27 protein-coding genes are annotated in these 26,482 nt (G+C 71.6%); 9 read left to right on the top strand and 18 right to left on the bottom strand.

The features are described from left to right. Positions 1 to 98: 98 nt before the first annotated feature. Positions 99 to 1,367, top strand: coding sequence for a cell division protein DivIVA (locus AWW66_RS08660; protein ID WP_067362384.1), 1,269 nt, complete (start codon positions 99 to 101; stop codon positions 1,365 to 1,367). Positions 1,368 to 1,548: 181 nt separating this feature from the next. Continuing rightward, entirely contained in the window at positions 1,549 to 3,516 is a 1,968-nt protein-coding gene (locus tag AWW66_RS08655; RefSeq protein WP_067362381.1) for a coiled-coil domain-containing protein, read from the top strand. Between the two features lie 134 nt (positions 3,517 to 3,650). On the opposite strand, the gene AWW66_RS08650 is transcribed toward AWW66_RS08655, so the two are convergent. From AWW66_RS08650 to AWW66_RS08635, 4 genes are all read right to left on the bottom strand, one after another. After that, positions 3,651 to 4,460, bottom strand: coding sequence for an alpha/beta hydrolase (locus AWW66_RS08650; protein ID WP_067362379.1), 810 nt, complete (start codon positions 4,458 to 4,460; stop codon positions 3,651 to 3,653). Positions 4,461 to 4,606: 146 nt separating this feature from the next. Then, positions 4,607 to 4,933 carry a hypothetical protein gene (locus AWW66_RS08645; protein ID WP_067362376.1) on the bottom strand — a complete coding sequence of 109 codons (327 nt, stop codon included), beginning with the start codon at positions 4,931 to 4,933 and terminating at the stop codon, positions 4,607 to 4,609. 45 nt (positions 4,934 to 4,978) lie between these two features. Further along, complete coding sequence (locus AWW66_RS08640; protein ID WP_067362373.1) at positions 4,979 to 6,769, bottom strand: 3-hydroxyacyl-CoA dehydrogenase family protein; 1,791 nt, start codon at positions 6,767 to 6,769, stop codon at positions 4,979 to 4,981. A 169-nt stretch (positions 6,770 to 6,938) separates the two neighbouring features. Continuing rightward, on the bottom strand, positions 6,939 to 7,385 hold the full coding sequence (locus AWW66_RS08635; RefSeq protein ID WP_067362369.1) for an FHA domain-containing protein: 447 nt from the start codon (positions 7,383 to 7,385) through the stop codon (positions 6,939 to 6,941). Between the two features lie 183 nt (positions 7,386 to 7,568). Between AWW66_RS08635 and AWW66_RS08630 the strand changes: the two genes are divergently transcribed. After that, a complete protein-coding gene (locus AWW66_RS08630; protein WP_067362366.1) occupies positions 7,569 to 9,065 on the top strand; it encodes an aldehyde dehydrogenase family protein in 1,497 nt (498 codons plus the stop codon). 85 nt (positions 9,066 to 9,150) lie between these two features. On the opposite strand, the gene nucS is transcribed toward AWW66_RS08630, so the two are convergent. Continuing rightward, a complete protein-coding gene (gene nucS, locus AWW66_RS08625; protein WP_067362457.1) occupies positions 9,151 to 9,810 on the bottom strand; it encodes an endonuclease NucS in 660 nt (219 codons plus the stop codon). Between the two features lie 71 nt (positions 9,811 to 9,881). Between nucS and AWW66_RS08620 the strand changes: the two genes are divergently transcribed. The 5 genes from AWW66_RS08620 to AWW66_RS08600 all read left to right on the top strand — a co-directional run bounded on the left by AWW66_RS08620 (position 9,882) and on the right by AWW66_RS08600 (position 13,892). Continuing rightward, positions 9,882 to 10,499: a DUF4126 domain-containing protein gene (locus AWW66_RS08620; RefSeq protein ID WP_067362454.1), complete on the top strand. Its 618-nt coding sequence runs from the start codon at positions 9,882 to 9,884 to the stop codon at positions 10,497 to 10,499. A 131-nt stretch (positions 10,500 to 10,630) separates the two neighbouring features. After that, complete coding sequence (locus AWW66_RS08615; RefSeq protein WP_245648049.1) at positions 10,631 to 11,578, top strand: polysaccharide deacetylase family protein; 948 nt, start codon at positions 10,631 to 10,633, stop codon at positions 11,576 to 11,578. Between the two features lie 158 nt (positions 11,579 to 11,736). Continuing rightward, positions 11,737 to 12,033, top strand: coding sequence for a DUF1540 domain-containing protein (locus AWW66_RS08610; RefSeq protein WP_067362363.1), 297 nt, complete (start codon positions 11,737 to 11,739; stop codon positions 12,031 to 12,033). A 168-nt stretch (positions 12,034 to 12,201) separates the two neighbouring features. Continuing rightward, positions 12,202 to 13,050 (top strand): ABC transporter ATP-binding protein, encoded by an 849-nt coding sequence (locus AWW66_RS08605; RefSeq protein WP_067362359.1) that lies wholly within the window; start codon positions 12,202 to 12,204, stop codon positions 13,048 to 13,050. Next, a complete protein-coding gene (locus AWW66_RS08600; protein WP_067362356.1) occupies positions 13,047 to 13,892 on the top strand; it encodes an ABC transporter permease in 846 nt (281 codons plus the stop codon). Before AWW66_RS08605 ends, AWW66_RS08600 begins: the two co-directional genes overlap by 4 nt. Positions 13,893 to 14,011: 119 nt before the next feature. Here the strand turns inward: AWW66_RS08600 and AWW66_RS08595 are convergent, their stop codons facing one another. Together AWW66_RS08595 and murA are read right to left on the bottom strand one after the other, a co-directional pair. Beyond that, positions 14,012 to 14,860 carry a 3-hydroxyacyl-CoA dehydrogenase family protein gene (locus AWW66_RS08595; RefSeq protein ID WP_067362355.1) on the bottom strand — a complete coding sequence of 283 codons (849 nt, stop codon included), beginning with the start codon at positions 14,858 to 14,860 and terminating at the stop codon, positions 14,012 to 14,014. A gap of 173 nt (positions 14,861 to 15,033) precedes the next feature. Beyond that, positions 15,034 to 16,476, bottom strand: a complete 1,443-nt coding sequence (gene murA / locus AWW66_RS08590; RefSeq protein ID WP_067362352.1) for a UDP-N-acetylglucosamine 1-carboxyvinyltransferase — start codon at positions 16,474 to 16,476, stop codon at positions 15,034 to 15,036. Here murA and AWW66_RS08585 point away from each other — a divergent pair. Next, entirely contained in the window at positions 16,475 to 17,047 is a 573-nt protein-coding gene (locus AWW66_RS08585; protein ID WP_067362349.1) for a cob(I)yrinic acid a,c-diamide adenosyltransferase, read from the top strand. The two genes, murA and AWW66_RS08585, sit on opposite strands and share 2 nt — an antisense overlap. Before the next feature lie 245 nt (positions 17,048 to 17,292). Here the strand turns inward: AWW66_RS08585 and AWW66_RS08580 are convergent, their stop codons facing one another. The 11 genes from AWW66_RS08580 to AWW66_RS08530 all read right to left on the bottom strand — a co-directional run bounded on the left by AWW66_RS08580 (position 17,293) and on the right by AWW66_RS08530 (position 26,395). Continuing rightward, a complete protein-coding gene (locus AWW66_RS08580; protein WP_067362346.1) occupies positions 17,293 to 17,748 on the bottom strand; it encodes a DUF2550 domain-containing protein in 456 nt (151 codons plus the stop codon). Between the two features lie 12 nt (positions 17,749 to 17,760). Beyond that, the gene (locus AWW66_RS08575; RefSeq protein ID WP_067362343.1) at positions 17,761 to 18,045 is read right to left on the bottom strand and encodes a F0F1 ATP synthase subunit epsilon; all 285 of its coding nucleotides are present in this window, start codon (positions 18,043 to 18,045) and stop codon (positions 17,761 to 17,763) included. Positions 18,046 to 18,135: 90 nt separating this feature from the next. Next, positions 18,136 to 19,278 (bottom strand): LCP family protein, encoded by a 1,143-nt coding sequence (locus tag AWW66_RS08570; protein ID WP_067362447.1) that lies wholly within the window; start codon positions 19,276 to 19,278, stop codon positions 18,136 to 18,138. 238 nt (positions 19,279 to 19,516) lie between these two features. Further along, a complete protein-coding gene (atpD, locus tag AWW66_RS08565; protein WP_067362341.1) occupies positions 19,517 to 20,971 on the bottom strand; it encodes a F0F1 ATP synthase subunit beta in 1,455 nt (484 codons plus the stop codon). Beyond that, entirely contained in the window at positions 20,971 to 21,909 is a 939-nt protein-coding gene (locus AWW66_RS08560; RefSeq protein WP_067362338.1) for a F0F1 ATP synthase subunit gamma, read from the bottom strand. Before AWW66_RS08560 ends, atpD begins: the two co-directional genes overlap by 1 nt. A 9-nt stretch (positions 21,910 to 21,918) precedes the next feature. Further along, positions 21,919 to 23,565 carry a F0F1 ATP synthase subunit alpha gene (gene atpA / locus AWW66_RS08555; protein ID WP_067362335.1) on the bottom strand — a complete coding sequence of 549 codons (1,647 nt, stop codon included), beginning with the start codon at positions 23,563 to 23,565 and terminating at the stop codon, positions 21,919 to 21,921. A 94-nt stretch (positions 23,566 to 23,659) separates the two neighbouring features. Further along, positions 23,660 to 24,481 (bottom strand): F0F1 ATP synthase subunit delta, encoded by an 822-nt coding sequence (locus tag AWW66_RS08550; protein ID WP_067362331.1) that lies wholly within the window; start codon positions 24,479 to 24,481, stop codon positions 23,660 to 23,662. Further along, positions 24,481 to 25,005: a F0F1 ATP synthase subunit B gene (locus AWW66_RS08545; RefSeq protein ID WP_067362328.1), complete on the bottom strand. Its 525-nt coding sequence runs from the start codon at positions 25,003 to 25,005 to the stop codon at positions 24,481 to 24,483. Before AWW66_RS08545 ends, AWW66_RS08550 begins: the two co-directional genes overlap by 1 nt. 29 nt (positions 25,006 to 25,034) lie before the next feature. Further along, entirely contained in the window at positions 25,035 to 25,259 is a 225-nt protein-coding gene (gene atpE / locus AWW66_RS08540; protein WP_067362325.1) for an ATP synthase F0 subunit C, read from the bottom strand. A 91-nt stretch (positions 25,260 to 25,350) separates the two neighbouring features. After that, positions 25,351 to 26,172: a F0F1 ATP synthase subunit A gene (atpB, locus tag AWW66_RS08535; protein WP_067362322.1), complete on the bottom strand. Its 822-nt coding sequence runs from the start codon at positions 26,170 to 26,172 to the stop codon at positions 25,351 to 25,353. Position 26,173: 1 nt separating this feature from the next. Continuing rightward, entirely contained in the window at positions 26,174 to 26,395 is a 222-nt protein-coding gene (locus AWW66_RS08530; protein WP_067362319.1) for a hypothetical protein, read from the bottom strand. Positions 26,396 to 26,482 lie beyond the last annotated feature (87 nt).

Below are 26,482 nucleotides of genomic sequence, written 5' to 3'. Positions count from 1 at the left end.
CTGCCAAGATCGCCGGGCCGACGTGACCATGTAAAGAGGACACGAAAGCTGGCGGCCACTCTTGCGAAGCACCCTGGGGCGTCTGCGAGTATGTCCCAATGCCCCAGCAGCAGTCCTCCCCTCTGGCGTTCTTCGATAACGCGAACTCGCAGCCCGATTTCACGGTTGGCCTGCGCGGATACAACGTCGGACAGGTCGACGACTTCATCGGTCGGCTCACCGCGGCGCTGACCCAGTCCGAGCAGGCCCGCGCCGAGGCCGAGCAGCGGATGAACGACGCGCAGCGCCGGCTCCGCCAGGCCGAGCAGCGGCAGGCCGCCCTCGAGCAAAAGCTGACCGAGACCAACAAGCAGCTCGAGGAGAACAGCCGGCCGACCCTCTCCGGGCTCGGCACCCGGGTCGAGCAGATCCTGCGGCTGGCCGAGGAGCAGGCCAACGACCACCGCAACGAGGCCAAGCGCGAGTCGGAGGGCATCCTCTCGGCGGCCCGCCTGGAGGCGCGCGAGATCACCGACAAGGCCCGCGCCGAGGCCGCCGCGATGAAGGCCACCGCCGAGCGGGAGGCGGGCAGCGTCCGCACCGCCGCCGAGCGGGAGGCCGCCGAGGTCCGGGTGCAGGCCCGCCGCGAGGCCGACACGCTGCGCGCCGACGCCGAGCGCGAGACCAAGCAGCTGCGCACGGTGACCGCGCACGAGGTGGCCGAGCTCAAGTCGACCGTCGAGCGCGAGGTGGCCACCCTGCGGGCCACCGCCGAGCGGGAGATCACCCAGCAGCGGGCCAAGGCCGCCCGCGAGGCCGAGGAGAAGCGCGCCGAGGCGACCAAGCTGCTCACCGACGCCCGGGACAAGCGGGACAAGGACCTCCAGGCCCTGGAGCTGCAACTCGCCGAGCGGCGGGAGAAGGCCGAGCGCGAGGAGTCGGAGCGGCACGCCGCGCAGGTCGCGCAGACCCAGAAGCTGGTCAGCGAGGCCGAGCAGCGGGCCCGCGCCGCGCAGGACCGGGCCAAGGAGATCGAGCAGCGCGCCGAGGCCCGCCGGGTCGAGTCGGAGCGGACCGCCGCGGACACGGTCGAGAAGGCCAAGGCCCTGTCGGAGAAGACCCTGAACGAGGCCAAGACCGAGGCGAAGCGGCTGCTCACCGAGGCCCGGACCGAGGCCGAGCTGACCACCCAGGCGGCCCGCCGCGAGGTCGAGGACCTGACCCGGCAGAAGGACGCGGTCACCTCGCAGCTCGGCCAGATGCTCTCCGGCCTCGCCGGGATCGTCCCGGGCGTGCCGCCGGCCGCGTCGGCGGGTGGCGCCCCGGCCCCGGAGAAGGCTCCGGCGGAGGCCGCCCAGGAGCCCGTCGCGGCGGAGAAGAACAGCTAGGGCCGGCACACCTGCCGGGGCATTCGGTACGGCGCGGGGTGACATCGGGTGACCGGTGGGGCCTCGCGCCGTATTGTGCGTCCCGTACCGTGATATCCGGTCGGGTCGCATCAGTGAAGTAGGTCCCATCGGGGCCGTCCGTATCGCCCCCCTGAGGCCGGGCGCGTGTGAGGATGGGTACATGTCGCACGGCGAGGAACTGTTCGCTCTCGGCGGGGACGTGACCACGGAGCCCAGCTTCGAGTCCGCCCTGCGGGGGTACGAGAAACGACAGGTCGACCGGTACGTTGCTCGTGCGGAGCACGAGATCGCGACACTCGCGGCCGAACGGGAACAGGCGTACACGCAGATCCACAAGCTGGCCGGCCAGGTCGAGGTGCTCCAGCGGGACCTCGCCCAGGTACGCAAGCAGGTGGGCGTGGTGGACCAGGCCTCGTTCCGGCACCTCGGCCCCCGGGTGGAGCAGATCCTCACCCTCGCCGAGGAGCAGGCGGAGGCGATCCTGATCGCCGCGAGCGAGGAGATCGAGGCCCGGCGGGCCACCGCCGAGGGCATCATCGACGAGGCTCGGGAGCAGGCCAACAAGGTCCTCCAGGACTTCGAGATCGCGCTGTCGGCGCGGCGGGCCGAGGAGGAGCGGCAGAGCGTCGCCCGGCGGGCCGAGGCCGAGGCGACGATGCGGGCCGCCAAGCAGGAGGCGGCCGGCCTGCGCCGCTCCGCCCAGGAGGCGTTGACGAAGGCGCAGCAGGAGGCCACCCAGCTCCGCGACGCCGCCAAGGAGATCCACAACCGGGCACAGCAGGAGGCGACCAAGCTCCGCGACGCGGCGAGGGAGGCGCTGGCGAAGGCCCAACAGGAGGCCACCCAGCTCCGGGACACCGCCAAGGAGGTGCACGCCAAGGCCCAGCAGGAGGCCAAGCGCCTGATCGACTCGGCGACCGAGGCCGGCCGGGCCACCCACGCCAAGGCCCAGCAGGAGGCCAAGAAGACCCTCGACCAGGCCACCGAGGCGGGTCGCACGACCCGGGAGAAGGCCCAGCAGGAGGCCGACCGGATCACCACCCAGGCCACCGAGGCGGCCAAGCGCAACCGCGCCGAGACCGAGGCGTACGTGCAGCGGATGCGCGCCGAGACCGAGGCGTACGTCAAGCACGCGCGGGCCCAGACGCAGCAGGAGCTGGGCGCCTGGCGGGCCGGCGTGGAGAAGGAGGTCAACAGCCGGCGCGAGACGGCCGACCGGGAGCTGACCACCCGCCGCACCGAGGCCGAGGCCGAGTTCACCACGCGCCGCGCCGAGCTGGAGCAGCAGTACAAGGCCCGGCAGGAGGAGCTGACCCGGGCGCACAAGTCCCGGCACGACGAGCTGGAGGAGCGGTACCGCGCCCGCCACGACGAGATCGAGCAGGGCGCGGCGCAGATCCGCGAGGCCGCCGAGCGGGACGCCGCGACGATGCGCCGGCAGGCCGAGGAGAAGGCCGCCGACCTGGTGGGTCGCGCCGAGACCGAGGCCAGCGAGAAGCGCCGCACAGCCGACGAGCACGTGGCGGCGTCCCGGCGGCAGTTCGAGGAGTACGCCGCCACCACCCAGCAGCACCTGGCGACGACCCAACAGCACCTCGCCGCCACCCAGCAGGAGGCCGCCGCCAGCCGTCAGCAGCTCGCCCAGGTGATGCTGGAGATCGCCCAGGCCCAGCAGCAGCTCGCCGACCTGCGGCAGGAGACCTGGAAGTCCCGCCAGGAGTCCGACGACCTCCAGCGGACCCTGTTGAACCTCCGGCAGGAGGTGGTCGCCGCCGGTGCCGCGCCCACCGGGGCCGGCCCGTCCGACAACGGCACGAAGCCCGCGGTCGCGACGCCCGCGGCTGCGACGCCCGCGGCTGCGACGCCCGCCGGGGCCGGTGCGTCCGCCAACGGCGCGGCGCCCACGGTGGCCCGTCCGGTCGCCGAGCCGGTCAGCACGGTGGACGCCGGCACCCCCAGCACGGGGGTCGACGGCGAGCCGACGGTGGCAGCGGTGCCGGGCGAGGGTGGCCGGGGCGCCACCCCGACGAAGATCACCAGCACCGGGGAGAAGGCGAAGCGGCCGACCAAGCCGACCACCGACGAGCGCAGCGCCAACCCGAGCAAGGTCACCGTCGAGTCCGACTGACGCTGCGCGGCACGCCCCGGCTCCCCACTGCCGGAGGTACTACGTTGAGCCGACATACCTGTCGGGAATAATTATTCCGCTCAGGTATATCGCTCGTGGAGGTCACCTCCCGGGCGCGCCGGAGCGCAGACCGCTCAGGCGCGCTCGTCGGGGCGCGGGCCGGGCACCGGAGTGTCCGCGAAGGCGGCCACCGTGCGGTCGGCGTACCCGCTGACGTCACCGGTCTCCATCGGCCCGTCCCACTCGGTCGGCAGCGGCACCGCCACCTGCGGGTTGACCCGGCGTACCACCTCGTTCAGCACGGTCTCCGCGTCGCCGACCCAGAGGTGCTTGGCACCGGGCACCCCGACCACCTCGGCCTGCGGCACCGCCGCGAAGCGCTGCCGGGCCTCGGCGGGGCGCAGGTTGTCGTCGAGCTCGGGGACGAGCGCGGTGAGCGGCTTGCCGGAGCGGGCCCAGGTCGCCAGGTCCTCCTCGGCGGAGTAGCGCAGCGGCGGCGAGAGCAGGATCGCGCCGGTCACCGCCGGGTCGCAGCCGTGCCGCAGCGCCAGGTCGGTGCCGAAGGACCAGCCGAGCAGCCAGATCTCCGGCAGCTCGGCGAACTCGGCGTACTCGATCGCGGCGGCGACGTCGTAGCGCTCGCCGTCGGCGTTGTCGAAGGCGCCCTCGCTGGTGCCGCGCAGGCTGCTGGTGCCCCGGGTGTTGAAGCGCAGCACGGCCAGGTCGGCCAGCGCGGGCAGCCGCCACGCCGCCTTGCGCAGCACGTGGCTGTCCATCATGCCGCCGTGGGTGGGCAGCGGGTGCAGACAGAGCAGCGTGGCCACCGGCGCCCGCTCCGCCGGCAGGGCCAACTCCCCGACCAGGCGCAGACCGTCGGCGGTGTGCAGCTCGATGTCCTCCCGGCGGCCGGGCAGGACGGAGGACGCACGGATCGGGGTGCTCACCGCTCCAGTGTGGCGCTGTCCCGACCGTTCCGCGCGCCCGGGCCGGATCCGCGTGACGAAGATCCCTCAGCCCGTGCCGGACGCGCCGCCCGGCGCGGAGATCCCCTCAGCCCGTGCCGGACACGCCGCCCGGCGCGGAGATCCCCTCAGCCGTGCCGGGGGGCGCCCCGGCCCCGGTGCAGCGCCGGGCCGCGCCGGTCCCGGGCCTGCCAGCAGCCGCTGTGCCAGTGGCGGCGGTCGGTCAGGTCGCCCCGGTCGTCGGCGGGCCAGGCCACCACGTGCGCCACCCCGGGGCGGATCTCCTGGTCACAGCCGGGGCAGCGGTACGTCTTGGCCGACGCCCCGCCGCTGACGCCGCGTACCTGCCAGTCGCCGTCGCGCCACTGCTGGACCGAGGGCACACCCTGGCGTACCCGCTCGGGGTCCAGGTGCGCGGCGTCGTCCCGGCGGGGACGGTTGCGACGGGGGCTCACCTTGTCCAGCGTACGGGCGGTCCGGTGACGGTCCAGCCGACCCGCTCAGCGGCCGGTGTGGTCGCGGAACCCACGACCGGTCTTGCGGCCCAAATAGCCGGCGGTGACCAGGTGCTCCAGCAGGGGCGCCGGGGCGAAACCCGGCTCCCGCAGCTCCCGGTACAGCTCCCGCTGGATGGCCAGCGCCACGTCCAGGCCGACCACGTCGAGCAGCTCGAACGGCCCCATCGGGTACCCGCAGCCGAGCTTCATCGCGTGGTCGATGTCGTCGGTGGTGGAGTAGTTCGTCTCCAGCATCCGTACCGCGTCGTTCAGGTACGGGAAGAGCAGCGCGTTGACGATGAACCCGGACCGGTCCGCGCAGACCACCCCGGTCTTGCCCAGCGCGGCGCAGAGCGCCCGTGCGGTGGCGACGGTCTCCCCCGAGGTACGGATGGTCCGCACCACCTCGACCAGCGCCATCGCCGGCGCGGGGTTGAAGAAGTGCAGCCCGACCACGTCCGCCGGACGGCCGGTGGCCATCGCCAGGTCGATCACGGGCAGCGAGGAGGTGGTGGTGGCCAGCACGACGCCGGGCTTGCAGACCTCGTCGAGGCTGGCGAAGAGCGCCTTCTTCACGCTCAGCTCCTCGACCACGGCCTCGATCACCAGGTCCACGTCGGCGAGGTGGTCCAGGGTTGCCGACCAGGTGATCCGGCCCAGCGCCGCGTCCCGCTCGTCCTCGCCCAGCCGGCCCCGGACCACGCCCTTGTTCAGCGAGGTCGTGATCGCCTCGCGGAGCTGGGCGGACTTCTCCGCGCCCCGGGTCACCGCGACGACCTCGTACCCGCCCCGGGCGCAGACCTCGACGATGCCGGTGGCCATCGTGCCGGAGCCGACCACGCCGATGGTGGCGACCGGCCGGGCGACCTCGACGGGGGCGTCCGGCGCCGGGGGCGCGGCCCGCTCGTCGGGTGTCACCACCGGGGAGCCCGGCCGCTCGTAGGTGTAGAAGCCCCGGCCGGACTTGCGGCCCAGCAGCCCCGCGGTAACCATCTGCTTGAGCAGCGGCGCCGGGGCGTGCCGACGGTCCCGCCCGCCGCGCCGGTACATGGTGTCCAGGATCTCGTACGCGGTGTCCAGGCCGATCAGGTCCATCAGGGCGAGCGGACCCATCGGCAGCCGGCAGCCGAGCTTCATGGCGGCGTCGATGTCCTCGCGGGTGGCGTAGTTCGCCTCGTACATACCGACCGCGTGGTTGAGGTACCCGAAGAGCAGCGCGTTGGCGATGAACCCGGCCCGGTCGTTGATCGTCACGTCGACCTTGCCCAGCCGGCCGCAGAGCGCCTCCACGTCGGCCACCACGTCGGCCGAGGTGACCACGGTGCGGATCACCTCGACCAGCTTCATCACCGGCGCGGGGTTGAAGAAGTGGATGCCGACGACCTGGTTGGGCCGGCCGGTGGCGACGGAGATCTCGGTGACGCTCAGCGAGGAGGTGTTGGTGGCGAGGATCGCCTCGGGCTTGCAGACCCGGTCCAGCTCGGCGAAGAGCCGCTGCTTGAGGTCCAACTGCTCGGGGACGGCCTCGATCACCAGGTCGACGGCGTGCAGCGCGGCCAGCCCGACGGCGAAGCGCACCCGCCCGTGCAGGGCGTCCCGGTCGGCGGCGGCGAGCTTGCCCTTGGCCACCGCCCGGTCGGTGGAGCGGGTCAGGTTGGCCCGGCCCCGCTCCAGCGCGGCCTCGGTGATCTCCACCGCGACGACGTCCACGCCGTTGCGGGCGAAGACCTCGACGATGCCGGCACCCATGGTGCCCAGTCCCACCACGCCCACGCTGGCGAAGTCGCGCGCCACGACGGCCTCCCTGTCGCTCGTACCGTCGAGATTAACGGTCCCTCAGGTTCTGCGCGCGAGTCTGCCACGCCCGGACCGCAGGCCGGGACGCCGGGAGGTCGGGCGGCCCGGCGGCCCGGCGGCGGACCAGGAGGCGGGAGGCGAGGAGGCGGGGGTGGCCCGGCGGGTGCTAGCGACCCTCGACCAGCTCGCCGTCGAGCGGGCGGCGGGAGCGGGGCACGGCGGCCGGCAGCGGCACGGTCGTCGTCCGCTTGCCGCGCGGCAGCGCGTCGATACGCAGGCCGACCGGGTCGGTCCGGGCCAGCCCGGGATCGAAGTACCGCAGCTCGGTGCGGCCGGCCCGGATGACGTCCCCGTCGGCGAGGTGCTCCACGCCGCTGACCCGCCGGCCGTTGAGCCAGGTCCCGTTGGTGGAGCCGAGGTCCACCAGGGCCACCCCGCCGTCGGCCTGCCGGACCGCGGCGTGTCGCCGGCTCAGATGTGGATCGTCGACCACCACGTCGGCGGTCGGGGCCCGGCCGATCACCAACGGGCCGATGCGGACCCGGAAGCTCGCACCGCGCATCGGTCCACTGGTCACGGTCAACAGCGGCAACAACTCCGGATAGTCCTCCATGGACGGCTGCCCTCCCCACACCGGTCACTCTCCGCATCACCCTGCCACCCGAGAGTATCGATATCCACCACTGAGTGGTCATCTCGGCGACGCCGGCCGGTCATCTCCCGTTCGCCGCTTCGGCCGGACGCCCGGGAGGTCACGTGCCTACCGGCGGGTAATCAGCGGGTCTAGACTTCCGCCATGACGGCTGTGCATGTCCCGGGCGCTCCGAGGGTAGAGGATGGCCACCTCGTCTCGACCAACCCGGCCACCGGCGTCGAGGCGGGACGCCTGCCGGTCGCCGGCCCCGCCGACGTCGAGCGGGCCGTGGCGACCGCCCGCGCCGCCGGGCAGTGGTGGGCCGGGCTCGGCTTCACCGGACGCCGGGAACGGCTGCTGCGCTGGCGAGGGCTGCTGGCCCGGCGGATCGAGCAGCTCGCGGACCTTATCCACACCGAGGGCGGCAAGCCGGTCGCCGACGCGGTCGTGGAGGTCGTCAGCGCCATCGAGCACATCGACTGGGCGGCCCGCAACGCCCGCCGGGTGCTGGGCCCCCGCCGGGTACGGTCCCGGCTGATCCTCGCCGAGTTCGCCGGCCACCTGGAGTACCAGCCGTACGGGGTGGTCGGGGTGATCGGACCGTGGAACTATCCCGTCTTCACCCCGGTCGGCTCCGCCGCGTACGCGCTGGCCGCCGGGAACGCGGTGGTGCTCAAGCCGAGCGAGTACACCCCGGTGGCCGGCCAGTGGCTGGTCGACTGCTTCGCCGAGGTGGTGCCGGAGCACCCGGTCCTCACCGCCGTGCACGGGCTCGGCGACGTCGGGGCCGCGCTCTGCCGCTCCGGCATCGACAAGCTGGCCTTCACCGGCTCCCCGGCGACCGCCCGGACGGTGATGGCGGCCTGCGCCGAGTCGCTCACCCCGGTCCTGCTGGAGGCCGGCGGCAAGGACGCGCTGATCGTCGACGCCGACGCCGACCTGGACGCGGCGGCCGAGGCGTGCGTCTGGGGCGGGCTGACCAACGCCGGCCAGACCTGCATCGGCATCGAGCGGGTGTACGTGGTCGAGCCGGTCTTCGACGCCTTCGTCGACCGGGTCGTCGAGCGGGCCGCCCGGCTGACCGTCGGGGCGGACGCCGCCGACCTCGGCCCGATCACCATGCCGTCCCAGCTCGACGTGATCCGGCGGCACATCGACGACGCGCTGGCCCGGGGCGGCCGGGCGGTGCTCGGCGGGGCGGACGCGGTGCAGCCGCCGTACGTCCGGCCCACCGTGCTGGTCGACGTACCGGAGGACGCGGCGGCCATCCGGGAGGAGACCTTCGGCCCGACGCTGACCATCAACCGGGTCCGCGACGCCGACGAGGCGCTCGCGCGGGCCAACGCCCTGCCGTACGGCCTGGGCGGCGCGGTGTTCGGGCGGCGGCGGGCGGTCGCCATCGCCCGGCGGCTGCGCTCGGGGATGGCCTCGGTGAACTCGGTGCTCTCCTTCGCCGGGATGGCCACCCTGCCCTTCGGCGGTACCGGCGAGTCGGGGTTCGGGCGGATCCACGGCGAGGACGGGCTCCGCGAGTTCGGCCGGGCCAAGTCGATCACCCGCCGCCGGGCCCGCTCCCTGCTGCCCGCGATGACCTTCGAACGCTCCGACGCCGACGTGGCCCGCCTGGTCAAGGTCGCCAAGGCCATGTACGGCCGCTGAGGTGTAAGGAAGGGCCCCCTCTTAACGCTTCCGGTAGAGCAGGGGCCCCTTCTTAACACCGCAGGCCGGGGAGACGGCCCGTCGGTCAGAACAGGGTCAGCTCGTTGCGCTCGATGCCGCGCAGCTTGTCGTAGTCGACCACCACACAGCGGATGCCCCGGTCGGTGGCGAGCACCCGGGCCTGCGGCTTGATCTCCTGAGCGGCGAAGACGCCGCTGACCGGGGCGAGCAGCGGGTCGCGGTTCATCAGTTCGAGGTAGCGGGTGAGCTGCTCCACGCCGTCGATCTCGCCGCGCCGCTTCACCTCGACCGCGACCGCGCCCTGGTTGGCGTCCCGGCAGAGCAGGTCGACCGGGCCGATCGCGGTCATGTACTCCCGCCGGACCAGGGTGTACCCCTCGCCCAGGGTCTCCGGGTTGGCGGCGAGCAGCTCCTGCAGGTGCGCCTCGACCCCGTCCTTGCGCAGCCCCGGGTCCACCCCCAGGTCGTACGAGGTGTCCTGGAAGATCTCGTCCAGGGTGATCCGCAGCTCCTCGCCGGCCTTGTTCACCACCCGCCAGACGCCGGGGGCCTCCTCCAGCCGACAGGGCGGGCTCATCCAGTTCAACGGCTTGTACGCCCGGTCGTCGGCGTGGATCGACACCGACCCGTCCGCCTTGACCATCAACAGGCGGGTGGCCAGCGGCAGGTGGGCCGAGAGCCGTCCGACATAGTCCACCGAGCACTTCGCAATCACCAACCGCACCCGAGGAGGGTAGCCCAGCCCCGGCCCGCCGCCCATCAGCGGCACTGGCGTGCCGGTGCGATCCTGAGATGGTGCTCGAAGTGCTGACCGGCTCCGGCCTCGCCGCCTCGGCGGGGCTCAACGCCTACATTCCCCTGCTCTCGATGGGGCTGCTCGCCCGGTACACCGAGGTGATCCAGCTTCCGGCCGGCTGGCAGTGGCTCGGCGACGGCTGGGTCATCGCGATCCTGGTGGTGCTGCTCGCGGTCGAACTCGTCGCCGACAAGGTGCCCGTCGTCGACCACGTCAACGACGTGGTGCAGACGGTGGTACGGCCGACGGCCGGAGGGCTCGCGTTCGGTGCCGGGGCCGGCTCCGAGACGGTGACCGTCAGCGATCCCGGCAGCTTCTTCGCGTCCAACGAGTGGGTGCCGGTGGTCGTCGGGGTGGTGCTCGCCCTCGGGGTGCACCTGCTCAAGTCCGCCGTCCGTCCGGTGATCAACGCGGCCACGGCCGGGGTGGGCGCGCCGGTGGCCAGCACCGCCGAGGACGCCACCAGCGTGCTGATGTCCCTGGTGGCGATCCTGCTGCCCGTGCTGGTCCTGGTCTTCCTGCTCGCTCTGGTGCTCGCCGCGTTCTGGCTGGTGCGCCGCCGGACGCACCGCCGCCGCGACCGCCGTGCCGCCCGCACCGCCGACCTGCCCGGCTGACCGACCGCCGCACCGCCGACACCCCCGACCTGCCCGGCTGACCGGACGACCGGGCGGCAGGCCCTGCCGGCCGGGATTCCGGGCCGACCGGGGGCAGCGGCGGGCCCGGGGGCGCTGCCATCATCTCCCCCGTGTCCGTGAAGAAGTCCCACCTTTCCGTCGGCGCGGTCATCGCGCTCGTGGCCGGGATCACCCTGCTGGCCGTCGCAACGGCGCCGACCCAGGAACCCGCGCAGGCCGAGTTCGTCGCGCCGCCCACCCGCTCGGGCACCCCGGCCGACCCCGCGCGGACGGGGTCGCCGCAGCCCGGACCCACCGGCTCCGGCCCGGCGACACCGGACGGTACGGGACCGGACGGCACGGTGCCGGGCGCGACCCGTACGGGCAGCCGGCCCCCGGTGGTCGACCACGGGCCCCGCCGGGGCAACCTGGTGGCGCTCACCTTCGACGCGGACATGACCGACGCGATGCGGTACCAGCTCCGCAGTGGCGCGGTCCGGTCGTACGCCAACCTCACCATCGTCGACCTGCTGGAACGGGAGCAGGTGCCGGCGACCTTCTTCCTCACCGGCAAGTGGGTCGAGGAGTACCCGGAGGTGACCCGCCGGCTGGCCGGCAACCCCCGCTTCGAGCTGGCGAACCACACGTACGCCCACCACGCCTTCGTGCCGGACTGCTACGGGCTTCCGCACCTGCCGGCGCGGGAGCTGACCGCCGACGCGGCCCGTACCTTCGACGTCATCGCGCCGTACGGCGGCCGGCAGACCCGGTACTTCCGGTTTCCCGGCCTCTGCCACGACCGGGCGGCGTTGGACGCGCTGGCCCCGCTCGGGGTGACCGTGGTCGACGGGGACGTGATCAGCGGCGACCCGTTCGCGAAGGCGTGGCGGCCGATCGTGCGGGCGGTGCTGAGCACGGTCCAGCCCGGCTCGGTGATCGTGCTGCACGTGACCGAGGCGAACGCGCCGATGACCGACGAGGCGCTGCCGCACATCCTCGCCGGGCTGGCCGAGCGGGGGCTGACCCCGGCCACCCTCTCCGAGGTGCTCGCCACCGACGCGACCGACGCCCCCGCCTGACGACGGCCGCCACCCCGGCCGGAGGTGACCGTCGCCCGAGCCGGCCCTCGCCCGGCGAGGGTGACCGTCGCCCCGGTCGGGGGACGGCCGGCCGATCGCGGCACGCCTGAACGAGACAAAAGCCTACAGTCGGGTTTCGCAGACCGGAGGAGCCCGAGATGACCGCGTCGATCGAGATGCCCCGGGTCCAGGAGTGCGTCGTCGCCTCCTGCGCCTACAACCACACCAACGACTGCCACGCCTTCGCCATCACCATCGGCAGCGCCGACCACGCCCACTGTCACACCTTCGTCGAGATGCCGGTCCGGGGCGGAACCGAGACGCTGGTCGCCCAGGTCGGCGCGTGCCAGCGGGCGGACTGCGTCCACAACTCGAACCTGGAGTGCCACGCGCCGACGATCCGGGTCGGCCCGGACAACGACCGCGCCGACTGCATGACGTACCGCAGCCGCTGACCACCCGCCCGCGCCCCCGCCCGCGCCGGCTCCCCCGGGTTGAGGTGTGAGGAAGGGGCCCTTCTCCACCGTGGGGCGTTGACAGGGGGCCCTTCCTTTCACCCGGGCCGGGTGACGGGCGGCACCCCGGGGCCCGTCGGGCGGAATCCAGGACGCACACTTGACCGCATGGACGACGAGCTGGCGATCTCCGTACGTGGGCTGCGCAAGGCGTACGGCGACACCGTCGCGGTGGCCGGCGTGGACCTCGCGGTCCGGCGCGGCGAGGTGTTCGCCCTGCTCGGCCCGAACGGCGCGGGCAAGACCACCACGGTGGAGATCCTGGAGGGGTACCGGCAGCGCGACGCCGGTGAGGTGACGGTGCTCGGCGCCGACCCGGCCCGACCCGGCCCGGACTGGCGCTCCCGGGTCGGCATCGTGCTTCAGGGCACCGGCGAGTTCGACGAGCTGACCGTCGGCGAGGTGGTCCGCCACTTCGCCGGGTTCTACGCCGACGCCGACGACCCGGACAAGGTCGTCGAACGGGTGGGGCTGGGCGCGAAGAAGCGGGCCCGGACGCACACCCTCTCCGGCGGGCAGAAGCGCCGCCTGGACGTGGCGCTGGGCATCATCGGCCGCCCCGACCTGCTCTTCCTCGACGAGCCCACCACCGGTTTCGACCCGGAGGCGCGGCGGGAGTTCTGGGAGCTGATCCGGGACCTGGCCGCCGCCGGTACCACCATCCTGCTCACCACCCACTACCTGGACGAAGCCGAGTCCCTGGCCGACCGGGTCGGGGTGATCGCCGCCGGCCGGGTGATCGAGGTGGCCCCGCCGAACGAGCTGGGCAACCGGCACCAGGCGAAGGCCACCGTCTCCTGGCGTACCCCGGACGGGTCGGCGCAGAGCACGCAGACCGCGACGCCGACGGCGCTGGTCGCCGAACTGGCCGCGCGCTTCGGCGGCGAGGTGCCCGGCCTGACCGTCACCCGGCCCACCCTGGAGGACATCTACCTGCGGATGATCGGACACGCATGACCGCCACCACGAAGCCGGCCGCCCCGGTCGCCGTCACCCGCGCACGGGCGCTCAGCCCGGCCACGCTGGCGGTGCGGCAGGGCCGGCTGGAGATCACCCAGTTCCTGCGCAGCCGGGAGTCCGTCGTCTTCACGATGGGCTTCCCGATCATCATGATCCTGATCTTCGCGTCGATCTTCAGCGACCAGATCGCCCCCGGGGTCAGCTACACCCAGTACTTCATCACCGGCATGATCGCGACCGGCCTGATGACGGTGAGCTTCCAGAACCTCGGCATCTGGATCCCGATCGAGCGGGACCGGGGCGTGCTCAAGCGCTACCGGGGCACCCCGATGCCGAAGTGGGTGTACTTCGCCGGCAAGGTGATCATGGTGGTGGCGATCGGGGTGGCGGAGACCGCGCTGCTGCTCGCCTTCTCGGTCGCCCTGTTCGACCTGACACTGCCGGCCACCGCCGCCAAGTGGCTGACCTTCGGCTGGGTCTCGGTCCTCGGGGTCACCGCCTGCACCCTGCTCGGCATCGCCATCTCGTCGCTGGCCCGGACCGCCCGCAGCGGCTCGGCCGTGGTCACCCCGGTCGCCCTGGTGCTCCAGTTCATCTCCGGGGTTTTCTTCGTCTTCACCAACCTGCCCGACTGGATGCAGCAGGTGGCGGCCATCTTCCCGCTCAAGTGGATGTGCCAGGGCCTGCGCTCGGTCTTCCTGCCGGACAGCTTCGGCGCGCAGGAGCCGGGCGGCTCGTTCGAGCTGGGCCGGGTCGCCCTCGTGCTGGCCGCCTGGTGCGTGATCGGTCTGGTCCTCTGCCTCACCACCTTCCGCTGGACCAGCAAGCGCGACGGCTGAGGGGTAAGGCTGAGGTGTAAGGAAGGGCCCCCTCTTAACGCTTTCGGTAGAGGAGGGGCCCCTTCTTAACACCGCCAACAGCGCCGGGTGTTAAGAAGGGGCCCCTCCTTACACCCCGGTCAGTACGTGTAGAAGCCCTTGCCGGTCTTGCGGCCGAGGTCACCGGCGGCGGCCATCCGCTGGAGCAGCTCCGGCGGGAAGAACTTCTCGTCGGCGGTGTCGGCGTAGATGTTCTTCGAGGCGTGCAGCAGCACGTCCACGCCGGTCAGGTCGGTGGTGGCCAGCGGGCCCATGGCGTGCCCGAAACCGAGCCGGCAGGCGGTGTCCAGGTCCTCCGCCGACACCACGCCGGACTCGACCAGCTTCACCGCCTCCACCACCAGCGCCGAGATCAGCCGGGTGGTGACGAAGCCGGCGATGTCCCGGTTCACCACCACGACCGTCTTGCCGATCTCCTCGGCGAAGGCCCGTACCGTGGCCAGCGTGGCGTCGCTGGTCTTGTAGCCCCGGACCAGCTCGCAGAGCTTCATCATCGGCACCGGGGAGAAGAAGTGCGTCCCGACGACCGCCTCCGGCCGCTCGGTGACCGCCGCGATCTGGGTGACCGGGATGGCCGAGGTGTTGGTGGCCAGCACCGCGTCGGCCTTGCAGAGCTTGTCCAGCGCGCGGAAGACCTCGTGCTTGATCTCCAGGCGTTCGAAGACCGCCTCGACGACGATGTCCGCGTCGGCGACCGCCTCCAGCTCCGTGGTCGGGGTGATCCGGCCCAGCGTCGCGTCGACCTCGGAGGCGTCGATCCTGCCCTTCTCGGCGAACTTCTCCAGCGACTTCCGGATGCCGGCCAGTCCGCGCCCGGTGGCCGCGTCGTCCAGGTCGCGCAGTGTCACCTGCCAGCCCGCCTGCGCCGCCACCTGGGCGATACCCGAGCCCATCAGCCCGGCACCGACGACCGCGAGTCGACCCGCCATCTGCTTCTCCCTCGCCTGATACGGATGTCTGTCAGCACCCTAGTCGGCGAGCTGAACGACCGCTAAGCCCACGCCCGCGCACGACAGGCGGGGCGGGCAGGCCGGGCACGATGGGCGTGCCGCGCTCGATGGGCGGGGCGGGCGGGCACGACGGGCGGGGCGGGCGGGCGCGGTCAGATCTCCAGCGCGGGTTCCTCGGCGGTCCGGCCCCGTTCCACCTCCACCCCGAGCGCCCGCAGGTCGGCCACGAAGTCCGGGTACCCCCGGTCGACGTGGTGCACGTGGGAGACCTCGGTGACCCCGTCGGCGCAGAGCCCCGCGATGATCAGGCCGGCCCCGGCCCGGATGTCGGTGGCCCGTACCGGCGCGCCGGAGAGCCGTTCCCGGCCGCGTACCACGGCGTGGTGCCCGTCGGTCTTGATGTCGGCGCCGAGCCGCATCATCTCGTTGGCGAACATGAAGCGCCCGTCGAAGATGTTCTCGGTGATCAGCGACGCGCCGTCGCTCACCGCGGCCAGCCCGATCGCCATCGGCAGCAGGTCGGTGGCGAACCCGGGGTACGGCAGGGTGACCACGTCCACCGCCGTGGGGCGCTCGTCCACCCGTACCCGGAAGGCGTCCGGGCGGGTCTCCACCAGCGCGCCACCGGTGACCAGCTTGTCCAGCGCGACCTCCAGGAAGGCCGGGTCCGCACCGGTGACGGTGACGTCCCCCCGGGTCATCGCGGCGCCGAAGGCCCACGTGCCGGCGACGATCCGGTCCCCCACCGTGGCGTGCCGCACCGGCGTCAACGCCGGTACGCCCTCGATGTGCAGGGTCGAGGTGCCCTCCCCGGAGATCCGGGCGCCCATCCGGATCAGCATCGAGCAGATGTCCACGATCTCCGGCTCCCGGGCGGCGTTGTCGATCACCGTCTCGCCCCGGGCCAGCACCGCCGCCATCACCAGGTTCTCGGTGGCCCCGACGCTCGGGAAGTCCAGCATGATCTCCGCGCCGTGCAGCCCGGCCGGGGCGGCGGCGATGACGAAACCGTGCTCGCCGGAGATCTCCGCGCCCATCCGGGTCAGCCCGGCGATGTGCATGTCCAGCCCCCGGGAGCCGATCGCGTCCCCGCCGGGGTGGGCCACCCGGACGTGGCCGCGCCGGGCCAGCAGCGGCCCGAGCACGCAGATCGACGCGCGCAGCCGGCGGACCAGGTCGTAGTCGGCCTCCACGCCCGGCTCCTCGGGCACGTCGATGACGACCGAGCGGGACCGGGCCACCCCGCCGCCGGCCACCATCGGGTCGACCGGATCGTCGGTGTCGAAGCGGACGTCGCAGCCGAGCCGGCGCAGCACCTCACCCATGATCGCGATGTCGGTGATCCGGGGCACGTTGGTGATCATGCTCTGCCCGGGGGCCAGCAGCGCGGCGGCCATCAGCTTCAGCGCCGAGTTCTTCGCGCCGACGACGTGCACCGTACCGGCGAGCCGGGCACCCCCCTCGACCCGGATCACATCGACGGCGTTGACCGCCGGGTCGCCGGCGTCGCCGGGCCCCACGCCGGTCGACTGGCCGGCAGCGGAATCGGGTCGGGTCGGGATCGACAGGTCGGGAATCCGTAGGCTGTGCGACATGGCCGTCCACCTCACGCGCATCTACACCAGGGCCGGCGACGCCGGCACGACCAGGTTGAGCAACAACGAGCAGGTCACGAAGACCGATCCGCGCCTCGTCGCGTACGCGGACGTCGACGAGTGCAACGCCGCGATCGGCATGGCGCTCGCCCTCGGGCAACTTGACGAGGAGCTGCGGGCGGTGCTCGGGTCGATCCAGAACGACCTGTTCGACGTCGGCGCCGACCTCTCCACCCCGGTCGAGCCCGACCCGAAGTACCCCCCGCTGCGGGTCACCGAGGCGTACGTGGAGCGTCTGGAAGGCTGGTGCGACGAGTACAACGCACGCCTGAGCAAGCTCGACTCCTTCATCCTCCCCGGCGGCACCGCGGGCGCGGCGCTGCTGCACGTGGCACGGACGATCGCCCGACGCGCCGAGCGGGCGGCCTGGGCCCTGGTCGCGCACGATCCGGACCGGACCGCCACCCTCCCGGCAAAGTATCTCAACCGGCTGTCGGATCTGCTCTTTATCCTGGCAAGAACGGCAAATCCGGCGGGCGACGTGCTATGGGTCCCCGGCGGCACGCGCTGACCTACGTCGGCTGACGCTCCGGCCCCGCCCGAGCCTCGCGGGCCGGAGCGAGGGGCGGGGCCCGCTGACGCCTGGTCCAGTCCCCTTCAGCCCCGGGTGGTGGCGGTTCTCCGACCCGACACGCCGACACAGGTGCCGGTTCCCGCACCCCGCTCCGCCGCCCGGCGGGGCACCGCGCGGGGGACGGTGGCGCGCAGCAGGGGCAGGGAGCGCGGGGGTGGCAGGGGCGGAGAGGGGGCGACCGCTTAGGCGGCGGGCCAGTTCTCGGAGGCGAAACGGGACGAGACCGGCCCCGGGGGGACGGCCTCGAGCCAGGAGAGGAATCCGGTCACCGTGGAACTCGCCATGGCGATCTCGACCGGGGCATGCCGACTGGCACATCGCAGGATCACCCAGTCGGCGGGCATGGAGAGCCGTTCCTGACCCTCCGGGAGCCGTCGCCGCTCCACGACCAGTTCCTTGCGGGAGAGCACCCGCTTGGGCCGGAGGGCGAAGCTGAACATCCGGTACCAGCGGAGTTCGTCGCCGACGAAGCGGCCGAAACCGGGTGACCAGCCCCGGCCGTCGAGCATGGTGGAGACCCGGACGCTGAGCCGGATGATGCCACCGCTACGGGTGACCAGGGCCCGCCGGATGAAGAGGATCAGGACCGCGCCGACCAGCACGGCGACGCCGATGCCGATCCCCTCCACGATCTCCATCGGCGGCGCGGCTCAGCGGCTCTGCGGGGCGGAAGCCGGAGTGGCGCTCTCCGCCAGCACGGTGACCCCGTCCGGGGCGACCGAGAGGAAGCCGCCGGCCACCTCGTACGTGATCTGCTCGCCGCCGGCCAGCTTGATGCGCACCTGGCCGGGCTCGGCGAGCTGGCCGAGCAGGGGGGCGTGCCCCGGCAGCACGCCGAGCTCACCCTCGGTCGTCCGGGCCATGACCATCTCGGCCTCGCCGGACCAGACCTTCTCCTCGACGGCGACGAGCTCGACGTGAAGCTGCTTTGCCACGCTGTCTCCTTGCTGCGGCGACGGATTGCCGAAAGTCTAGTCGCGCCACCGGCGGGCTCCCAACGCGGGTGGTGGGAGCCACGCCGGGGGTCACTGTTCCTTGTTGCGGAAGTCGGGGTGTTCGAGCAGGAACGCGTCGACCGTCCCGCTCTGCAACGACCGGAAGAAGTCCTGCGCCTCCGGCACGAGTCGTTCCCCCTGGTACGCGCTGCCGGTGCCGATGTTCTCGCCGGGCAGCTTGACCATGGTGATCGAGTCGGGGCGGATGTCCTTCAGCGCGAAGCCGAAGTCCGCGATGGTGTTGCCCCGGCCGCTGAAGATCAACGACTCACCGGCGGCACGGAGCACCCGGTCCAGCTTGATCGGGTTGGTCACCACGTCGGAGCTGAGCGCCTGGTTGGCCATCGCCTTGACGAACTGCTGCTGGTGCCGCTGGCGGCCGTAGTCGCCGTCCGGCACGCCGTTCTTGGGGTACCGCTGCCGGACGTAGTCCAGCGCCTGCCAGCCCTCCAGGTGCTGCTCGCCCTTCGGGTAGACCGCCTGCGGGCCGATGTAGCCCGAACCGTTCGGGTTGCCCTTGCGGTGCGTGCCGTCCGGCTCCCGGTGCTCGGAGCGCACCTCGCGCTCGATGTTCATCGTGACGCCGCCCATCGCGTCCACGATCTTCCGGAAGCCGGTGAAGTTGATGATCGCGCCCGCGTCGAAGCGCTCGATCCCGGTGATCTGCTGCACCGTCATGGCGAGCAGTTCGAAGCCGCGCGCCGGGTCCGGGTTCCCGCCGGGGACGATGCTGCCGTGCGACATCGCGCCGTTGAGCTTGCCCCGCCCACCGTTCCAGTTGGCCTTCTCGAACGGCGGGATCTCCACGTACAGGTCCCGGGGCATGGAGAAGAGGTAGGCCCGGTCCATCTCGGCCGGCACGTGCAACACCATGATCGAGTCCGACAGGGGTGGCGTCTTGTCGTCGCGCGGGTCGATGCCGACCAGCAGGATGTTCACCGGCCCCTTGATGTCGACCTTGCGCTCCGCCGCCCCGGCCGCCTGGTCGCCGAAGAGGTCACCCTTGCCGACGGCACCCTCGTAGCGCGCCATCAGCGCCTCCGCGCCGACCAGCGTGGTGCCGCTGAGCATCATCAGGGCGACGCCGAAGACCGTGCACAGCCGTGCCCACCGGGGCACCCCCGCCCACATCGAGCGTTTGCCACCGCGCTTGCCGCCCTTACCCACGAGCATCTCCTTCGTCACGCCCACGGGGAGGGAAGGGGCGTACGCAGCCGGTTCGTTGCACGGATCAACGCCCGTCCACCGACGGGCGCTGCGGATCGACGGTACCTCGCGAAACGGGAAACGTCCCGTCAAGGAACCGGACCCGGGGGATCATAGGCCCCCGAGATGAACGAGGACCGCCCCGGTGCAACCGGGGCGGTCCCTCGTCGTTGGTGACGCTGCTGCCGTCGGAACGGCCCGCAGGTCAGCTCTTCATCAGCTCCGCGGCCTTGGCCTCCAGGTCCTCCAGGCCACCGCACATGAAGAAGGCCTGCTCGGGGAAGTGGTCGTACTCGCCCTCGCTGATCTTCTTGAACGCCTCGATGGTCTCGCTGATCGGGACCGTCGAGCCCGGCTGGCCGGTGAACTGCTCGGCCGCGTAGGTGTTCTGCGACAGGAAGCGCTCGATCCGCCGGGCCCGGCCGACGACGATCTTGTCTTCCTCGGAGAGCTCCTCGATACCGAGGATGGCGATGATGTCCTGCAGGTCCTTGTACTTCTGCAGGATCCGCTTCACCTCGGTGGCGACCGCGAAGTGCTCGGCGCCGACGAACTCCGGGGCGAGGATCCGCGACGAGGACGCCAGCGGGTCCACCGCCGGGTAGATGCCCTTGTCGGAGATCGACCGCTCCAGGTTGGTGGTCGCGTCCAGGTGGGCGAAGGTGGTCGCCGGGGCCGGGTCGGTGTAGTCGTCGGCCGGCACGTAGATCGCCTGGAGCGAGGTGATGGCCTGGCCCCGGACGGAGGTGATCCGCTCCTGGAGCTCGCCCATCTCGTCGGCCAGGGTCGGCTGGTACCCCACCGCGCTCGGCATCCGGCCGAGCAGGGTGGAGACCTCCGAGCCCGCCTGGGTGAAGCGGAAGATGTTGTCGATGAAGAGCAGCACCTCCTGCTTCTTCACGTCGCGGAAGTACTCCGCCATGGTGAGCGCGGAGAGCGCGACCCGCAGCCGGGTGCCCGGCGGCTCGTCCATCTGGCCGTAGACCAGCGCGGTCTTGTCGATGACGCCGGACTCGGTCATCTCGGCGATCAGGTCGTTGCCCTCGCGGGTGCGCTCACCCACGCCGGCGAAGACCGAGGTACCACCGAAGTTCCGGGCCACCCGGGTGATCATCTCCTGGATGAGCACCGTCTTGCCCACGCCGGCACCGCCGAACAGACCGATCTTGCCGCCCTTGACGTACGGGGCGAGCAGGTCGATGACCTTGATGCCGGTCTCCAGCATCTCGGTCTTCGGCTCCAGGTCCGCGAAGGCCGGGGCCTTGCGGTGGATGCCCCAGTGGTCGTCCGGGCTGAGCGTCTCGCCCTCGGTGAGGTTGAGGCACTCGCCGATCGCGTTGAACACGTGGCCCTTGACCGTGTCGCCCACCGGCACCCGGATCGGGGCGCCGGTGTCCCGGACCTCGGCACCCCGGACCAGACCGTCGGTCGGCTGCATCGAGATGGCGCGGACCAGGTTGTCACCCAGGTGCTGGGCGACCTCCAGGGTCAGCGTCTTCTCGCCGCCGGAGAGGGTCACGCCCACGTGCAGGGCGTTGAACAGGTCCGGCATGGCGTCGCGCGGGAACTCGGCGTCGACGACCGGGCCGATGACCCGGACCACGCGACCGGTGGCCGTGTTGGTCGGGGCTGGTCCCCCAGCCACTGCGGAAACAGTCATCACACTTCACTTCCCGACGCGGCCAGCGCGTTCGCGCCGCCGACGATCTCACTGATCTCCTGGGTGATCCCGGCCTGGCGGGCCGAGTTCATCTCACGCGTGTACTTCTCGATCATCTCTTCGGCGTTGTCGGTGGCGCTCTTCATCGCCCGCCGCCGGGCCGCCGACTCGCTCGCCGCCGACTCCAGCAACGCCGCGTAGATCCGCGTGTTGATGTACTTCGGCAGCAGGGCGTCCAGCAGCTCCTCGGCGTCCGGCTCGAAGTCGTAATCGGGGAGCTGCCCCGGCTTCGCCTCCGACCGGGGCCGGCTCTCGACCTGCATCGGACCGAGGATCCGGGTCACCGGGTTCTGGGTCATCAGCGAGTGGAACTCGGTGTAGACGATGTGCAGTTCGTCCACCCCGCGCACCCCGTCCGGCCCGGGACCGCCGTCCGCGTCGTCCGCACCGGCGGTGAACGCCTTGATCAGCGTCTCCCCCACGGTCCGGGCGTCGGCGAAGGTCGGCTGCTCGGAGAAGCCGGTCCAGTTCGCCTCGATCGGCCGGTCCCGGAACCGGAAGAACCCGACACCCTTACGCCCGATGACGTAGAGCAACGGCTCCTTGCCCTCGTCCCGGAGCCGGGCCATCAGCGACTCGGCCGTCTTGATCGCGTTGGAGCTGTAGCCACCGGCCAGTCCCCGGTCGGCGGTGACCAGCAGGACGCCGGCCCGCCGCACCTGCGGACGGGGGGTGAGCAGCGGGTGGTCGAGCTGCGCGTTGGACGCCAGCGCGGAGAGCACGCCGGTGATGGCCCGGGAGTACGGCAGGGACGCCTCCACCCGCGCCTGGGCCTTGGCGATGCGGCTCGTCGCCACGAGCTCCATCGCCTTGGTGATCTTCTTCATCCCCTTCGCCGAACGGATCCGTTGACGAAGAACGCGTACCTGCGCGGCCATCTCCCGGCCCTACTGCTTCTGCGCCGGGGCGCCACCGCTGTACCGGGTGACCGTCTCGCGGTCCTGCTCACCCTCCAGCGGCTCGGCCGGCGCCTCGTTGATCCGGCGCTCGTCCTCCTTGCCGAGGAAGAGCTGCTTGAACTCGCCGATCGCGGTGTCCAGCGCGGCGATCACGTCGTCGCCCCACTTGTGGTCGGCCAGGGCCGCCAGCACACCCTCGTGCTTGTGCCGCAGGTACTGGAGGAACTCCGACTCGAAGCGGCGGACCTCGCCGACCGGGATGTCGTCCAGCTTGCCCTCGGTGCCGGCCCAGACGGAGACGACCTGCTCCTGCACCGGGTACGGCGAGTAGTTCGGCTGCTTGAGCAGCTCGACCAGGCGGGCACCCCGCTCCAGCTGGGCGCGGGAGGCCTTGTCCAGGTCCGAGGCGAAGGCGGCGAACGCCTCCAGCTCCCGGTACTGGGCCAGGTTCAGCCGCAGCGAGCCGGCGACCTTCTTCATCGGCTTGACCTGCGCGGCGCCACCGACCCGGGAGACCGAGGTACCGACGTTGATCGCCGGCCGGACGCCCTGGTTGAACAGGTCGGTCTCCAGGAAGATCTGGCCGTCGGTGATCGAGATGACGTTGGTCGGGATGAAGGCCGAGATGTCGTTGGCCTTCGTCTCGATGATCGGCAGACCGGTCATCGAGCCGCCACCCAGCTCGTCGGAGAGCTTCGCGCAGCGCTCCAGCAGCCGGGAGTGCAGGTAGAAGACGTCACCCGGGTACGCCTCACGGCCCGGCGGGCGACGCAGCAGCAGCGACACGGCCCGGTACGCCTCGGCCTGCTTGCTCAGGTCGTCGAAGACGATCAGGACGTGCTTGCCGCCGTACATCCAGTGCTGCCCGATGGACGAGCCGGTGTACGGGGCCAGGTACTTGAAGCCGGCCGGGTCCGACGCCGGGGAGGCGACGATGGTGGTGTACTCCATCGCCCCCGCCTCCTCCAGGATGCCCTTGATCGAGGCGATCGTGGAGGCCTTCTGGCCGATGGCGACGTAGATGCAGCGGACCTGCTTGGTCGGGTCCCCGGAGGCCCAGTTCTCCCGCTGGTTGAGGATCGTGTCCAGGGCGACCGTGGTCTTGCCGGTCTTCCGGTCCCCGATGATGAGCTGCCGCTGGCCCCGACCGATCGGGGTCATCGCGTCGATCGCCTTGATACCGGTCTGGAGGGGCTCCTCGACCGACTTGCGGGCCATCACGTTCGGAGCCTGCAGCTCCAGCTCGCGGTAGCCCTCGTTGGCGATCTCACCGAGGCCGTCGATCGGCTGGCCGAGCGCGTCGACCACGCGGCCCAGGAAGCCGTCGCCGACCGGCACCGAGAGCACCCGGCCGGTGCGCTTGACGCGCTGCCCCTCCTCGAGCCCGGCGTAGTCGCCGAGGACGACGACACCGATCTCCCGGACGTCGAGGTTCAGCGCCAGACCGAGGGTGCCGTCCTCGAACTCCAGCAGCTCGTTGGTCATGGTCGAGGGCAGCCCCTCGACGTGGGCGATGCCGTCACCGGTGTCGGCGACGGTGCCGACCTCCTCACGGGAGACGTCGGGCGAGTAGGCGGAGACGTAGCGCTCCAGGGCGCCACGGATCTCCTCCGTCGAGATGGTCAGCTCGGCCATCCTCTGCTTCCTTAAGTATCAGGGGCCCGGGATACCTAGTACCGACCGGTCCGAATGGCGTCTGTCAAACAGGTGCGCTGTGTGGCTGTGCCGGTCAGCGCTTCGCGAGCGCGTTGCGGGTCTCTGTGAGGCGGCGCAGGACGGTGCCGTCGTAGAGGTCCGCACCGACCTGAACGCTGACCCCACCGAGCACGGCGGGGTCGACGTTCTGCTTGACGTCGACCTGCCGACCGTATATCTGCGACAGGCGGTCGCCCAGTCGGCGTTCCTCGTCGTCACCCAGTGGGGCGGCCACGGTCACGTACGCGACCTGCCGGTCCCGCCGTTCGGCGGCCAGCTCGACCAGCCGGGTGAGCGCCCCGTGGAAGGAGCGCCCACCGAACCCGGAGAGCGCCACCTCGACCAGGGTCACGGTGGCCGGACGCGCCTTACCGGTCAGCAGGTCCCGGACCAGCCCGGCGCGCTGGGTCACCGGCGCGATCGGATCGGTCAGCAGGTTGGACAGCTGCGGCTGCCCGTCGACGAGCTGACCGAAGCGGAACAGCTCGTCCTCCACCTCACCGAGGTCGCCGGCTGCCTCGGCGCCGGCCATCAGCGCCTCCACCCCGAGCCGCTCGGCCCCGTCGAGCAACTCCGACGGTGCCGACCAGCGACCGGCGACCAGCGCGCCGACCAGGTCGAGCGCGTCGGCGCCGATCTTGCCGGTGAGCATTCCGGCCAGCAGCGCGGACCGGTCCGCCCCGGGTCGGGCCGGGTCGGACAGCGCCCGGCGCAGCCGGGGCTCCCGACGCAGCAGACCGGCCACGGCGAGCAGCTCCTCGGCGGTGGTGACGACCGCCTGCGACTGCGCGCCCCGGACGTACGCCTCCAGTCGCTCGACCGCTACCCGGTACGACTCCCGGCTGGCGGCCTGCATCAGCGGGCCCCCGCGCTCTCGAGACCGGTCAGGAACCGCTCGACCGTGCCCTTGCGGCGGGCCTCGTCGGCGAGGGACTCACCGACGATCTTGCTGGCCAGGTCGACCGCGAGCCCGCCGACCTCGGCACGCAGCTCGCGCACCAGGGTCTCCCGCTCGACGGCCAACGCCTCCCGGCCGGCCGCGATGACCCGGTCGGACTCCTCACGGGCCTTGGTGAGGATCTCGGTACGGATCGCCTCGGCGTCGGCCCGGGCGTCGTCCCGGATCTTGGCCGCTTCGGTCCGCACCTCGGCGAGCTGGACGCGGTACTGCTCCAGCAACTGGTTCGCCTCGGCCTGAGCCGCCTCAGCGCGCTTGATGCCGCCCTCGATCGCGTCGACCCGCGCCTGGTACATCTCCTCCATGCGCGGCAGGACGAACTTCATCAGGACGAAGCAGAGCAGGGCGAAGGCGATCGTCCCGATGACGACCTCTTGCCAGATCGGCACGAGCGGGTGGTGGCCCTCGGCGGCGAGAATCATGTCGGACCTCCGGGTCGAAGAGCGGACGGTCAGCTAACGGCGAAGGCGAGCACCAGGCCGAACAGGGCGAGCGCCTCGACCAGGGCGAAGCCCAGCACCAGCCAGGTCCGGTTGTAACCGGCGGACTCCGGCTGACGGGCGCTGGAGTTGATGTACGCCACGAAGATCAGGGCAACACCGATCGCCGGGCCGACGGCGGCGAGACCGTAGCCGATGGTGTTGACGTTACCGTTGATAGCGGCGAGAACGTCCATTGCGGGTATTCCTCCTGTTTGGCGCGTGAGGTTTCACGCGTCGCGGTCGGTACCAGAAGCTTGGTCGGCCGGGCGGCCCACCGAGCGGGGATCAGTGCTCGTCGGCCAGCGACGACCCGATGTAGTTGGCGCTCAGGGTCACGAAGACGTACGCCTGCAGGAGGGCGACCAGGACCTCGAAGAAGGCCATCAGGATCGCCATCAGGAAGGCGAACACCGAGGTCGCCTGGATGAGGATGTTGTCCGAGGCCAGCAGCACGAAGCCACCGACGGTGAAGACCAGCAGGATCAGGTGCCCGGCGAACATGTTGGCGAAGAGTCGCACCGCCAGGGTGACCGGCCGGTTGATGAACGTCTGCAGAAACTCGATCGGAATCAGCAGGAAGTGCATCGGCCACGGGATACCGGGCAGGATCAGGCTCTGCTTCAGGTAGCGACCCAGACCGTGCTTACGGACACCGATGTAGATGTACATGATGTAGGTGATCGCCGCGAGCACGATGGGGAAGGCGATGTGCGAGTTCGGCGAGATCTGCAGGAACGGCGTGATACCGAAGAGGTTCGTCACCGCGATGTAGCAGAAGAGCACCGTGAAGTAGGGGGCGAAGCGGATGCCTTCCTTGCCCATCTGCTCCCGGGCGATGTTGTCCCGCACCAGCCCGTAGACCGACTCGGCCATCCACTGGCCCTTGGTCGGCACCAGCTTCGGGTTCCGGTAGGTCGCCATGAAGAAGATGATGATCAGGGCGACGGCCAGCCAGACCATGATGCCGAACTTGGTCACCCAGGGGCCGGCCAGCTCCGGCGGATAGAAGTCCCCGACGCTGGGGGGCCATGGCAGGCCCTCGGCCGCGACCAGCTCTCTGCTCACCGTGTCTTCCTCCGCACTCGACAGACCCGCACGTGCCGGCACTTCAAGCACTGAGCCTCTTCATGATCAGGTAGATCGCTCCGGCTGCGCCGAGGATCATGCCGGCGGCGACCCCGAGACCGGTCGGCAGAGCGAGGAAGCGTTCCGCCAACCATCCGAGGAACCCCCACGCCACAATCCCGGCGAGCAGGTAGCCCGCCACGGCACCGGCCACACCCTCCGACGAGTGCTCATCGGATTTGCTGGAGTGAAGGTCATCGCCCATGACGAGGCGAACGATATCAGCAGGGACGCGCGGGAGTGTGCGGCACCCCCCACACTGCGAACAGCGTGCGGGCGTACTGCGGGCGCG

Source organism: Micromonospora rosaria (assembly GCF_001567585.1).
Classification (GTDB): Bacteria; Actinomycetota; Actinomycetes; order Mycobacteriales; family Micromonosporaceae; genus Micromonospora; species Micromonospora rosaria.
Note: the sequence above shows the minus strand (reverse complement) of the source record. Positions and strands in the feature narration are given on the sequence as shown.